Here is a 12764-nt window from a genome sequence, read left to right on the forward strand (position 1 = left end):
GGGGGATGACACTCAGCGAAGAGGCTCCGCTCCGGCTCGCCATCGGCGAAATGAACGACTCCGCCTGCCAAGTGCGGCAGTGGCTGGAAGCTCACAGCGACGACGAGATCCGCGAAGCTTCGGCCTTGCCTGCATGGACCCGTGCCCAGGTTTACGCTCACCTGCGCGGCATTTCCGCGGCAATGGCTAGGCAGCTGGAGTACGCGGCCAGGGGAGAACTGATCGAGCTTTACGACGGCGGCATGGACGGTAGAAATGCGGATATCGCCAGACTCGCCGCGCTTGAGCAACCTGAATTATTGACCGCCGTGCAGGAAGCCTTCGGGAGCCTGGCCGCAGCCATCGACGCGCTCAGCGACGCCGATCTCGGTGCCAGGGTCAGCTACCGTGAAGGCAATGTTAGCGATGCGCTGGAGGCGCTCTGGCGTGAGTTGGTGATTCACCATACCGACCTGCTGATCGGCTTCACGAGTGCAGCCTGGTCCCCAGCCTTCTGCCGCCATCTTTTTGAATTCCTGGAAGCCAGGGTTCCGGAAAAGACTCGTCTAGTCCTGCAACCTCTCGGCCAGCAGCCGGTTACCCTGAGCAATGGGAACACTTCCGGCAAAAGCTATGTGATCACCGGCCAACTGACCGATATTGCCAGCTGGCTGGCCGGACGAGCGCCCCTCGGTCAGCTTGAAGCCTGGGCTGCGGCAGACGCCGTCGAACTTCCTGCACTCCTACCTTGGCCCTCCGGAGTTCCGGTACCGCAGAAGTAATAGCCGGAAGCAGGCTCAAGCCCGTTTCCGGCGCAGGTAGATCTGTTTGCGCATGGTGGCCACGATTTCGCCCTGCTGATCTATTACATCTGCGCTGAACCACTCCAGTACCTTGCCGCCGTCCGCTGCCTTAGCGCGTAGCTCGACCAGCTGTTCTTGACTGAGCCGGAATTCAGCGCGCACCTTGCCTCGGCCGGGTCTGCGGAAGTCGATTTCGGCCGCTTTGTCCCAGACCACGTGGTCACTGGCCAGATGCCGGATGATCAAGAGCATCCAGAAGGGGTCGGTCATGGCGAAAAGCGATCCGCCGAAGTGGGTGCCCACCACATTGCGGTTCCAGGGCAGCGATTTCATGGACACCCTGGCGTAGCGGAAATCCGCAGAGATTTCCTCCACCCGAATTCCAGCCCCTAGGAAGGGCGGCCAGAGGTTGAGCGCGTGCCGCACGGTAGAAGCCTTGGTCCCCAGCAGTTTCATGTTTTTAGCCTAGATTAAATTATTCGCTCCGGTGACATTCCGGCATTCTCGGCTTCGCGGCGCAGTAAGCTCTCCTTGATCTGTAGACCCCAGCGGAAGCCGCCCAGGCCGCCGTCGAGCCGGACAATCCGATGACAGGGCACAAAAAGGGCGGCGGCATTCATGGCACAGGCACTTGCTGCGGCCCGGATGGCTCGCGGATTACCGGCGCGCTCGGCGTACTCGCTATAAGTGACCGGCTGGCCGGCCGGAACTCGACGCAGCACCTCCCAAGCATGAGTGCGGAACGGGCCGGACTTCTGCGCAACCTCTATGCCGTCGATCGCGTTCAGCTCTCCGGCGTAGAAGGCATCCACGGCGGCCTTGATATTCGACTCCGCACTGCTTTGCCGCAATTCGGCGGGTCTTAGGCTGCTATGGATCTGCGGAGTTAGCTCGGCGGGCTCATCCGTCCAGCCGGAGGCCAGCACCACCGGCTCCGATGCCCGGGTGATGACCGTGAAGGGGCCGTCGGGGGTTTTCAGCGTGAAAATACGGCCGACTGAATCCTCGGTTAACTGCGGATTATTCATTTTCTCTGTTTCTTTCCTGGGGAGTTCTTGCGCTGAGGGGTGGTTTCGGCGGCGCTGCGCCAGAAGTGCACGGTGGCATAGGAACGCCAGGGGCTCATCGACCCGGTGTCCTGGGCGCTCAGCCCTACCGTTTCGAGGCCCTTGCGGACTGCGACATCGCCGTCCAGATGGATATCGGTGGCACCAAGTAGGCGCATGGCCAGATAGTTAACCGTCCACGGGCCGATGCCGGGTAGCGGCAGCAATTTGGCGCGTAGCGAGTCCGGATCGTCATCCAGGCCGAGGTGTAGCCCTCGGTCCAGCTCGCGCATCGCATTCAGGATCGAGTCGGTGCGCCGCTGAGGGCCACGCAGCAGTTCCGCACCGCCTTCGGCCAGTTGCCGAGGTGTGGGGAAGAGCCTGTTCAATTGCGGCTCGGGGCCGACAAAGGACTCACCCAGGGTGGCCAAGCGGTGCAATTGGCCCCGAGCGGCAACCACGGTGATCTGCTGTCCAACCATGGCTCGGAGCAGCATTTCTGCGGCATCGACGGCGCCAGGTAGCCGGATTCCGGGCAGTTGTTCAACGCGTTCTCGCAGTGCAGGGGACTCGGCCAGCTGGGTGTCGATGGCCACCGGATCGGCGTCCAGGTCGAAGACTCGGCGGACTCGGGCGAGCAGGCTTGGCAGATCTTTGAGGTTCTGGACTGTTGCCCGCAATCTCAGATGGTCGGTGGCCCAGGCGCGTTCCGCCGTCGTGAGCCCCTCGGCCAGCTCGGGCAGCGTTACCAGTACGCTGGCTGTCCCATGCGGCAACGCCAGGCTGCGAGCGTAGCTGCTCGCGGTACCGATTTCTACCCCATCCACCGCCCTGGCTGCCAGGAAAGCGAAAATTCCGGGATCGTAGGGTGGGCGAAGCGGCAATCGGAGGTCCAAGGTGGTGCCCTCCACGGTGCCTGGCTCGGCGTGTTCTTGTCTTTCCGAGTGTCTTTCCGAGTGCCGATCCGGATGTCGATCGAGCGCGGCGGCCCGCAATTGGCTCGGACTCAAGTCAAAGACTTGCTGCACCGTCTCATTGAACTGCCGGATCGAAGCGAAGCCGGAGGCGAACGCGATTTCGGAGAACTTCATCCCGGTGGAGGTAAGTAAAGTCCGGGCTGTCTGGGCCCTGGCCGCCCTAGCCAGGGCAAGCGGTCCGGCACCGAGTTCCGCGCGCAGGATGCGCCCCAGTTGGCGGGAAGAATAACCCAGCTGGGTGGCGAGTTGATTGACTCCGCCGCGATCGGCATTTAGCTCACCGTCGATGATCAACCGCATGGCTCGGGCGGCGACGTCCGAGCGTAGATTCCACTCCGGGGTGCCGGGCGCGGCTTCCGGTAGGCATCGTTTGCAGGCTCGATAGCCGGCTTCATGGGCGGCTGCGCTGGTGGGGTAGAAGCTGACATTCTGCCGGAGCGGGGTTCTGGCGGGGCAGGATGGTCGGCAGTAGATGCCGGTAGAGCGGACCGCAGTGTAGAACTGCCCGTCGAAGCGGGAGTCCTTGGCATCGATCGCCCGATAGCTTTGTTCGAAGTCCATAGCAACTATCGTGGCAGCATTTTGGACCTAGCACTAGCGGAAATCGGACATCACCAGTCCCCGGACCAATCCAACAGCAGAATCCCCCCCCCGAATCTCTACCCATCTGTCCCATCGACTGTGGCGGGAGTGACAGATGTTGCATGAAATCGATAACTTTCGCCACAGCAGTAACACCGAGTGGGACAACTGGTCGGGGTGAGGGGGTGTGGGGGAGGGGTGGCGTGAGGTTCGCTGGGGTGGGGTTTGGGACGTGGCAGGATGGTGGCTATGAAGATTGTGATTGCCGGAGGGCATGGCCAGATTGCGCTTTTCCTCGGAGAGCAGCTTGCCGCTGCGGGTCATCAGCCGCAAGGCCTGATCCGCAAGGCTGAGCAAGGCTCCGAGCTGAACGAACGCGGTATTGAGCCGGTGTTGTTGGATTTGGAACGGATCGATTCAGCAGAGCTGGCAACCGCGCTCAGCGGTGCCGACGCTGTGGTTTTCGCCGCCGGTGCCGGGCCGAACAGCGGCATCGCCCGCAAGGACGCAGTGGACCGGGCAGGTTCTGTTCTGCTCGCGGATGCGGCGGTGGCCGCCGGAGTTCCGCGGTTCGTGCAAATTTCCTCGATGGGCGCAGAATCTGTACGTGGCGGTGCTCATCCGGAGGGAATGGACACCGAATTCCATGCCTATTTGATCGCTAAGCTTGCCGCCGAAGACGATCTGCGCAGCAGGGATGCTCTGGACTGGACCATTGTGCGTCCGGGGCGGTTGACCGACGAAGCGCCGAGTGGCCGAGTGCTGCTCGCCGATACCACCGGCAGAGGTTCCGTGCCGCGAGCGGATGTTGCCGCCGTCGTCGCCGAACTATTGCAAACCGGAGCTGCCTCCGGACGCGTGTTGGAACTTATCGCCGGCGATACCCCGGTGAGCGAGGCGGTTGCAGCGTTCGACGGTCAATGAGCGCTGAACTATTTGAGCTCCTGAGTCAGGATGCGCTCACCATCGCACCCTTGCTTTTGGGCGCCACCGTGAGCAGTGAGTACGACGGCGGCCGGGTCACCGTGCGCCTGACCGAGGTCGAGGCTTATCTGGGACCGGAAACCTCGGCTGCTCCCGATCCGGGATCGCATTCTTACCGCGGCCGGACACCACGCAATGAGGTCATGTTCGGGCCACCAGGGCATCTCTACGTTTATTTCACCTATGGCATGCACTTCTGCGGCAATGTGGTGTGTTCGCCCGAGGGCACATCTTCCGCAGTATTGCTACGCGCGGGGGAGGTTGTGGAAGGCCTGGAGCTGGCTCGAAATCGGAGGTCGGCGGCACGAAAAAATGTGGCTCCGATCAAGGCTGCTAAGGATCATGAGTTAGCTAATGGGCCGGCGAAACTTGCCAGCGTGCTGGGCTGGGACCGAAGCGCCAATGGGCAGGACCTATTGAATGGAGGGGCCGTTCAGCTGAGCTTGGCTCCAGCCCTGGGCACGGCATTGATTGCCAGTGGTCCCCGAGTGGGGGTCTCCGGCCCAGGCGGTACGGAGAGCTATCCTTGGCGATTTTGGATCGACGCTGACCCAACGGTTTCCCGATATAAAGCGGCGGTGCCTCGGGCTAAGGCGACCCGGAGCAAAAGGACAGACGTACCGCACTAAACCCCGTAGTCAGAGCCGTCTGAACAATTTGATCAGACGGCTTCCGACAACATGGTTCAAGGGGTTAGGGGCACCAGGGGGTGCTGACCCAGACCTTTACCGAAGGATCGCGCGGAGGGCAGACCCAGTAGGTGGGCATCGGGCTGGTAGCCCCACACATTGGAGTGGCTTCGGCGCTCATAGTTACTCCGCTGGAAAGCGGCTCGGAGCCACAGACAACGGCCGCCTGTGCTGGGGTGGTGGCGAACATGGCTAACCCTAGCAAGGTTATCCCAGCGCCCAGAGAAGCAGCCTTTTTCAAAGATTTCATGAGTATTCCCCTAATAATTCCACTTATGTAGCACCGGATCACCGTGCATTCCGGCTCGTCATTACCGTAGCGTAGGGTTCGACATCTGACCAGACAGGGGTTTTGCTACGCTGTTCTGGAAAGCCTCAGCGGAAGCTCCAGTTGAAGCGCTAATGAAAGGTCGGAGAATTGAGCGCAATGCCATATCCGCTCCCACCAGCACCGCCAAGAGCGGGACAAAGGAATGTACTGGGGGCGCTGTCCCTGGTAGTTGCCGCTTTTGCCGCAGTCCTTAAACTGGCGGTTGGGCTGGTCAGTTATTTTCTTCCCAGCCTGGTGTATAGCTGGCATCTTAGCCTCAGTTCGGTAACGCTGTTCTTTAACCTCGCCTCGGGCTTCGAGGCGGTGCTAGCGGCTATCGCCATCGTGCTCGGTGCGGTCGCTCTGGTACGTCGAGGATATGCCAAACGCGCCGGGGCTGCCGGGCTTGGCCTGGGCACGGCGCTCCTGCTGGGATATCTGGTGAACCTGCTCATTCAGCTGTTCTTTGTGGCGGGGGCGAACTAATGACGCAGGATCCCAACCAGAATTTCTACCAGCCCGTTCCCGCGCAACCCGCTCAACCCGCTCAAGACGCACAACCCGCTCAGGACACATCGTTGCAACGCCCGGCCGTCATAGCTTTAGTGCTCGGCGCCCTCGGGATACTGCTGGAGTTGCTCGCACAAATCCTGAGCAATCTGCTGATTCGCCACTTGGTGATGGGACTGTCGGCATTGAGCATCGTGTTCTCAGTGCTTCAGTTCTTATTCTTTGCCGCCTCGATAATCCTGGCGATCCGGCCGATGACCGCTCACCCGACAGCCGGGAGATCTGGCTCAGCTCTAGCCTCTGCAGCTTTTACGATCTCGATCTTCGGCCTACTCGGTGCGCTCTTCGCTTTGTACGGCTATCTGCGCTATTGGCTGGGGTAACGGTGAGTGATCGCGAATCCATCGAGGAGCTCATCCTCAGGCTGTGCGCCACCGTGCCCGACTACCCCAAACCAGGAATTGTGTTCCGCGATCTAACTCCTGTTTTCGCGGACGGCCCGGCACTGAGAGCCATCGTGAATGCCCTGGTGGAACCCTTTGCCGGCCAGTTCGATGCGGTCGCCGGAATCGAGGCCAGAGGCTTCCTGCTCGCGGCCGCTGCGGCTTATGCCACCGGAACCGGGGTCGTCACAGTTCGTAAAGCGGGTAAATTGCCGCGCCCAGTTTTCACCGAGAAATACGAGTTGGAATACGGCGAGTCTGCGCTCGAACTTCACCAGGATGATCTGCAGGCTGGTTCCCGGGTGCTCGTCCTGGATGATGTGTTGGCCACCGGCGGCACGCTGGCTGCGGCCTCTAGGCTATTCGCTCAGGCCCAGGTACACATCGTCGGCTATGGAGTCGTCTTGGAGTTGAGTGAATTGCACGGTCGTTCTGCCTTGCCCGGACATCGAGTGCGCTCTCTGCTCAGGTTGAACTGAGGCTGAACAAAGGCTGAATGAGGGTCATATCGCACGGTGGCGTGTCTTTGAAGAGGTAGAATGGACGGTCTGCTGGCTGAAAGGATGGCCCAATGCTTGAGGCCGAATCAACACATCACCACCCAGGAACAAGCCACGAAGAGCTCGAGCACGAGCGCGAATATGTCGCCGGACTTTATGCCCGGTTAGATGAACTGCGCGAGGACAAGGTTCGCCAGCTCGCCGAGGTCCGGCGCACCGCCTCAGCCGGATCCCATCAGAACCGCTCGGAGCGAGACGCCTTTGCCACCCTTTATGAGGACCGGCTGGCCCAGCTCAATGCCGTGGACGATCGACTTGCTTTCGGCCGGCTGGATCTGGACGACGGCGAGCAGCGCTATATCGGCAGGATCGGCTTATCCACGGATGACCTTCGCCAGCTCATGGTTGACTGGCGGGCTCCCGAGGCAGGCACCTTTTATCAAGCTACCGCTTTTGAACGCCAAGGGGTGCGACGCCGTCGGCATCTGATTTTGCAGCGTCGCGAGGTGAAGGCCATCGAGGACGATGTACTGGACCCCAGCATGCTCACCGAAGGCGAGGCTCTTCAAGGTGAGGGTGCCTTGCTGGCCGCGTTGAACTCGAAGCGCACCGGGCGGATGAGCGATATCGTCGGCACCATCCAGGCGGAGCAGGACCGGATTATTCGCTCCCCGCTGGCTGGAGCCTTGGTGGTGCAGGGCGGGCCAGGCACCGGGAAAACCGCCGTTGCGCTGCATCGCGCCGCCTATTTGCTCTACACCCATCGGGATCGCTTGCGTTCGGCCGGGGTTTTGCTGGTGGGTCCCTCTTCCTCCTTTATGACCTATATTGAACGCGTGTTGCCCTCTTTGGGGGAGACCGGCGTCGTAATGGCGAGCGTGGGCCGTTTGATGCCGGGGATCAATGCGATTCCGGAGCAGGATCCCCGGGTCGCCGAGCTTAAGGGCCGTTTGTCAATGGCCGAGGTGATCGGCAGGGCCGTGGCTAACCGGCAACGGGTACCAGCCCAAGATCGGGTGCTGGATATTGAGGGCCAGAAGCTGACCTTGAGCCCGAAGCAGGTCCGGCGGGCCCGGGATAAGGCTCGGGCCACCGGGAAACCACATAACGAGGCGCGTTTGACCTTCGTGAAGATCCTGCTCCGCGAACTGACCGAACAGCTCACCGAACAGGTCGAATCGGGCTCGCTCGGCAACACCGCTGATCGCAGCTACCTGGCCGAGGACGTTCGTTCCTCTCGGGACGTTCGGGTGGCACTCAACCTAGCCTGGATGCCGATGACCCCGGAGAAGCTCGTCCGGGAACTGTTCGCTAAGCCCGCGCTGCTGGAGGCCGCCGCCCCTGGACTACGCGAGGCAGAACGCGCGCTGCTAGCTCGTGACCCGGAGTCGCCGTGGACCGAAGCCGATGTACCTTTACTGGACGAGGCGGCGGAGTTGCTCGGCGACCTGGATGCTAGCGGGGGGCGGGACGGGGCAGCCCGAGAAGCTGACCGCCGTCGTGACCTTGCCAATGCCGAGCGGGCTTTGGAAAACATGCATCAGTCGCTCGCGGATTCCGGCGTGGATGGTGTGCTTAGCGCCGATGACCTGGCCGATCACAATGCCGTGCAGGATGACTACGCCACTACCGCGGAGCGCGCCCTCCTGGATCGCAGCTGGGCCTTTGGGCACGTCGTGGTGGATGAGGCGCAGGAGCTCTCGGCCATGCAGTGGCGACTGTTACTGCGTCGCTGTCCGCTCAAATCCTTCACCATCGTGGGTGATATTGCACAGACTTCGGCGGCAGCCGGCGCGAGTTCCTGGCAGCAAGCACTCGCTCCACATTTTGGCGACCGTTGGCAGCTGGAAGAGCTCACCGTGAACTATCGCACCCCGGCGCAGATCGCCGAGGCCGCGGTACGGATGGCTAATGCAGCCGGTCAGGTTGTTTCGGCACCCAAAGCGGTCCGCGATGGTCGCTGGGCGCCGATTATCGATCGGATCGGGGGAGTGCAGCCGCAAACCGCCTTAGTGAAGGCGATACCCGAGGAATTGGCGGCGCTCGACGGCGGTTTGTTGGCTGTGATTGCCGCTCCTCACCGACTCGGGGAGCTAAGCAGTGCGCTGCGCAAGATGTATGGTCGCCGGGTGGGCCATGGCGCGGGTTCACTGGAGCAGGACATTGTGGTGCTGGACCCCAGGGACGCCAAAGGCCTCGAATTCGATGGCGTGGTGATCGTTGAACCCACGGAGTTGCTCGGTTCGGGCCGAGTGGGGGATCTCTATGTCTCGATGACCAGGCCGACTCAACGGTTGCGGCTGATCAGTAGCACGGAGCTTCCTGAAGGTATCGAAGCTTGAGCTGAGGACCGGTTCGGAGCTCTGAAACTGCTACCGTTGTGCTGTGCCTGATGCAATGGATTTTTTGACTCAAAAGAATGACGAAACTTTCGCCACGATCTGGCAAGAGCTGATCTGGCGTGGCCTAGTCCAGGTCTCCACCGATGCTGCGGAGCTGGAAAAGGCGTTGAGCACCGAGACGGTGACCTATTACTGCGGCTTCGATCCCACTGCGGCAAGTCTTCACTTGGGACATCTGGTGCAGCTGCTCTTAATGCGGCGCCTGCAATTGGCAGGGCATAAGCCGCTGGCCCTGGTTGGCGGTTCCACCGGCCTGATCGGTGACCCGCGGCCCACCACCGAACGTTCGATGCAGACCAAGCAACAAGTTGCCGAGTGGGTGGCGGATATTCAAGCCCAGGTGCAGCCCTTCCTTTCCTTTGAGGGAGAGAACGCTGCACGGATGGTCAATAATCTGGATTGGACCGCGCCGCTAAGCGCTATCGATTTCCTGCGCGATATTGGTAAGCACTACCGGGTGGGCACCATGATCAAAAAGGACATTGTGGCTTCTCGGTTAAATTCGGACGAGGGTATTTCCTACGCCGAATTCAGCTACCAGATTCTGCAGGGCCTGGATTTCCTTGAGCTTTACCGGCAATACGGCTGCACCCTGCAGTCCGGCGGCTCCGATCAATGGGGCAATCTCACCAGTGGCACCGAATTGATTCGTAAGGCTGAAGGGGGATCGGTGCACGCCATCGGCACTCCGCTGATCACTAACTCGGACGGCACCAAATTTGGCAAGAGCGAGGGGAATGCCATCTGGCTCAACCCTGCAATGACCAGTCCTTACGAGTTCTACCAGTTCTGGCTCAATACTGCCGATGCCGATGTTGCGGAACGGCTCAGGATCTTCACCTTCAGATCCCGGGAGGAAATTGAGGAACTGGAGCGTGCGACGGCGGAGCGGCCCCATGAGCGGGCGGCCCAGAAGGCGCTGGCTTGGGAAGTGAATTCGTTGGTGCATGGCGTAGAAGCAACCGAGAAAGTAATCGCGGCCTCCGCTGCGATTTTTGGGAACGGGGAACTAGCCGAACTCGATGAGGCAACGCTGGGAGCCGCAACTGCCGAATTGCCACACGCGACCGTGGATGTAGCGGCGCTTGGCATTGTAGAGCTCTTGGTTGCCGCAGGTCTTTCGGAAAGCAACTCCGCTGCGCGTCGCACCGTAACGGAAGGCGGCGCCTACGTGAACAACAGAAAAGTGCAGGACCTTGAAAGTGTGATTGACGCCACCGAGCTATTGCATGGGCGTTACCTGTTGTTGCGCCGTGGAAAGCGCACCATGGCCATGGTTGAGGTAGCCACGAGCTGATCGCTCTCACAGGCTGATTGCCCTGAAGTTTAGGCCCAGACCGCGGCCGTCCACCATGAGTTGTGGGCGGCCGCGGTCTGGTTTTTGCGGGGGAATCAAGGGCTAAGCGGGGCGATTTGCACGAGCGCGAAGTGCCGTGTAATGTTTTCTGAGTCGCCCGCTGAGGGGCACGATTACGACGGTCTGGAACATGGCCGGGTAAAGTGTCGGAGCGGGGGCCAAACCCCTACTAATTAGAGTTGCGATTCTGTGTGTGCCATTACGGCCAAAAGCAGAAAAGCTTCAATTTTCTGTGGGATCATTCATGAATTTCTTATGAATTCGCGAAAAACGCGGATTTGACAAGAAAGAAATGAATGAAATAAGCTAGTAACAACGCAGCAAGGAAAACTAAAGAAAAGAAAGTAATTAAATTACTTTCAAATGTATTTAGAGAATTACTTGGATGCGCCTGTTGTTTGAGAACTCAATAGTGTGTTTTGTTTTTTGTTGATACCAATGTTTTTTGTTTTTGGTATTTGCCTGCTGATGCTGCGCCCCTGTGTGGTGTTGGTGGGTTGATGCTGGGAATCATTTTTTGTAATGAATTTTACGGAGAGTTTGATCCTGGCTCAGGATGAACGCTGGCGGCGTGCTTAACACATGCAAGTCGAACGATGATCTCCAGCTTGCTGGGGGGATTAGTGGCGAACGGGTGAGTAACACGTGAGTAACCTGCCCTTAACTTCGGGATAAGCCTGGGAAACTGGGTCTAATACCGGATACGACCATCGAAGGCATCTTCTGGTGGTGGAAAGATTTTTTGGTTTTGGATGGACTCGCGGCCTATCAGCTAGTCGGTGGGGTAATGGCCTACCGAGGCGACGACGGGTAGCCGGCCTGAGAGGGTGACCGGCCACACTGGGACTGAGACACGGCCCAGACTCCTACGGGAGGCAGCAGTGGGGAATATTGCACAATGGGCGAAAGCCTGATGCAGCGACGCCGCGTGAGGGATGACGGCCTTCGGGTTGTAAACCTCTTTCAGTAGGGAACAAGGCCATCTTTTTGGGTGGTTGAGGGTACTTGCAGAAGAAGCACCGGCTAACTACGTGCCAGCAGCCGCGGTAATACGTAGGGTGCAAGCGTTATCCGGAATTATTGGGCGTAAAGAGCTCGTAGGCGGTTTGTCGCGTCTGTCGTGAAAGTCCGGGGCTCAACTCCGGATCTGCGGTGGGTACGGGCAGACTAGAGTGATGTAGGGGAGACTGGAATTCCTGGTGTAGCGGTGGAATGCGCAGATATCAGGAGGAACACCGATGGCGAAGGCAGGTCTCTGGGCATTAACTGACGCTGAGGAGCGAAAGCATGGGGAGCGAACAGGATTAGATACCCTGGTAGTCCATGCCGTAAACGTTGGGCACTAGGTGTGGGGGACATTCCACGTTCTCCGCGCCGTAGCTAACGCATTAAGTGCCCCGCCTGGGGAGTACGGCCGCAAGGCTAAAACTCAAAGGAATTGACGGGGGCCCGCACAAGCGGCGGAGCATGCGGATTAATTCGATGCAACGCGAAGAACCTTACCAAGGCTTGACATCAACTAGTAAGACCTAGAGATAGGTCCCCCACTTGTGGCTGGTTGACAGGTGGTGCATGGTTGTCGTCAGCTCGTGTCGTGAGATGTTGGGTTAAGTCCCGCAACGAGCGCAACCCTCGTTCTATGTTGCCAGCACGTAATGGTGGGGACTCATAGGAGACTGCCGGGGTCAACTCGGAGGAAGGTGGGGATGACGTCAAATCATCATGCCCCTTATGTCTTGGGCTTCACGCATGCTACAATGGCCGGTACAAAGGGTTGCGATACTGTGAGGTGGAGCTAATCCCAAAAAGCCGGTCTCAGTTCGGATTGGGGTCTGCAACTCGACCCCATGAAGTTGGAGTCGCTAGTAATCGCAGATCAGCAACGCTGCGGTGAATACGTTCCCGGGCCTTGTACACACCGCCCGTCAAGTCACGAAAGTTGGTAACACCCGAAGCCGGTGGCCTAACCCCTTGTGGGAGGGAGCTGTCGAAGGTGGGATTGGCGATTGGGACTAAGTCGTAACAAGGTAGCCGTACCGGAAGGTGCGGCTGGATCACCTCCTTTCTAAGGAGCACCGAACATCTAGCTGCAGAACGCATGTTTTGTGGTGTGGGTGTGAGGAGTTAGCCCATAGCAGGACCGTTCGTGTTCTGGTGGGTGCTCATGGGTGGAATATCAACA

The 12764-nt window shown here is 59.7% G+C and carries 12 protein-coding genes and 1 rRNA gene; 9 read left to right on the forward strand and 4 right to left on the reverse strand.

What is annotated here, in order from left to right:
• The first annotated feature begins 5 nt into the window (after positions 1–5).
• Entirely contained in the window at positions 6–761 is a 756-nt protein-coding gene (locus FHU41_RS00160; RefSeq protein WP_246279387.1) for a maleylpyruvate isomerase family mycothiol-dependent enzyme, read from the forward strand.
• Between the two features lie 15 nt (positions 762–776).
• Here the strand turns inward: FHU41_RS00160 and FHU41_RS00165 are convergent, their stop codons facing one another.
• Genes FHU41_RS00165 through FHU41_RS00175 form a run of 3 tightly spaced genes read right to left on the reverse strand, consistent with a single transcriptional unit; the run spans position 777 to position 3366 of the window.
• Positions 777–1238 carry a DUF4442 domain-containing protein gene (locus FHU41_RS00165; RefSeq protein ID WP_179387673.1) on the reverse strand — a complete coding sequence of 154 codons (462 nt, stop codon included), beginning with the start codon at positions 1236–1238 and terminating at the stop codon, positions 777–779.
• A 14-nt stretch (positions 1239–1252) separates the two neighbouring features.
• Positions 1253–1810, reverse strand: coding sequence for a methylated-DNA--[protein]-cysteine S-methyltransferase (locus tag FHU41_RS00170; protein ID WP_179387674.1), 558 nt, complete (start codon positions 1808–1810; stop codon positions 1253–1255).
• On the reverse strand, positions 1807–3366 hold the full coding sequence (locus FHU41_RS00175) for an AlkA N-terminal domain-containing protein (protein WP_179387675.1): 1560 nt from the start codon (positions 3364–3366) through the stop codon (positions 1807–1809). The genes FHU41_RS00170 and FHU41_RS00175 overlap by 4 nt, the downstream gene beginning before the upstream one ends.
• A 270-nt stretch (positions 3367–3636) precedes the next feature.
• Here FHU41_RS00175 and FHU41_RS00180 point away from each other — a divergent pair, with 270 nt between their 5' ends.
• Positions 3637–4311, forward strand: a complete 675-nt coding sequence (locus FHU41_RS00180; protein WP_179387676.1) for an SDR family oxidoreductase — start codon at positions 3637–3639, stop codon at positions 4309–4311.
• Positions 4308–5000: a DNA-3-methyladenine glycosylase gene (locus tag FHU41_RS00185; protein WP_179387677.1), complete on the forward strand. Its 693-nt coding sequence runs from the start codon at positions 4308–4310 to the stop codon at positions 4998–5000. The genes FHU41_RS00180 and FHU41_RS00185 overlap by 4 nt, the downstream gene beginning before the upstream one ends.
• Before the next feature lie 64 nt (positions 5001–5064).
• On the opposite strand, the gene FHU41_RS00190 is transcribed toward FHU41_RS00185, so the two are convergent.
• Positions 5065–5310, reverse strand: a complete 246-nt coding sequence (locus tag FHU41_RS00190) for a hypothetical protein (protein WP_179387678.1) — start codon at positions 5308–5310, stop codon at positions 5065–5067.
• A 177-nt stretch (positions 5311–5487) separates the two neighbouring features.
• Here FHU41_RS00190 and FHU41_RS00195 point away from each other — a divergent pair, with 177 nt between their 5' ends.
• From FHU41_RS00195 to FHU41_RS00220, 6 genes are all read left to right on the forward strand, one after another.
• On the forward strand, positions 5488–5856 hold the full coding sequence (locus FHU41_RS00195; RefSeq protein WP_179387679.1) for a hypothetical protein: 369 nt from the start codon (positions 5488–5490) through the stop codon (positions 5854–5856).
• Positions 5856–6263: a hypothetical protein gene (locus tag FHU41_RS00200; protein ID WP_179387680.1), complete on the forward strand. Its 408-nt coding sequence runs from the start codon at positions 5856–5858 to the stop codon at positions 6261–6263. The genes FHU41_RS00195 and FHU41_RS00200 overlap by 1 nt, the downstream gene beginning before the upstream one ends.
• 2 nt (positions 6264–6265) lie before the next feature.
• Positions 6266–6802 carry an adenine phosphoribosyltransferase gene (locus tag FHU41_RS00205; protein ID WP_179387681.1) on the forward strand — a complete coding sequence of 179 codons (537 nt, stop codon included), beginning with the start codon at positions 6266–6268 and terminating at the stop codon, positions 6800–6802.
• A 92-nt stretch (positions 6803–6894) separates the two neighbouring features.
• Positions 6895–9165: a HelD family protein gene (locus tag FHU41_RS00210; protein WP_179387682.1), complete on the forward strand. Its 2271-nt coding sequence runs from the start codon at positions 6895–6897 to the stop codon at positions 9163–9165.
• Positions 9166–9220: 55 nt separating this feature from the next.
• Positions 9221–10522 (forward strand): tyrosine--tRNA ligase, encoded by a 1302-nt coding sequence (tyrS, locus tag FHU41_RS00215; protein WP_179387683.1) that lies wholly within the window; start codon positions 9221–9223, stop codon positions 10520–10522.
• Positions 10523–11110: 588 nt separating this feature from the next.
• Positions 11111–12647, forward strand: a 16S ribosomal RNA gene (locus tag FHU41_RS00220).
• Positions 12648–12764 lie beyond the last annotated feature (117 nt).

The sequence above is a fragment of the Psychromicrobium silvestre genome (assembly GCF_013408295.1).
GTDB classification, from domain to species: domain Bacteria; phylum Actinomycetota; class Actinomycetes; order Actinomycetales; family Micrococcaceae; genus Renibacterium; species Renibacterium silvestre.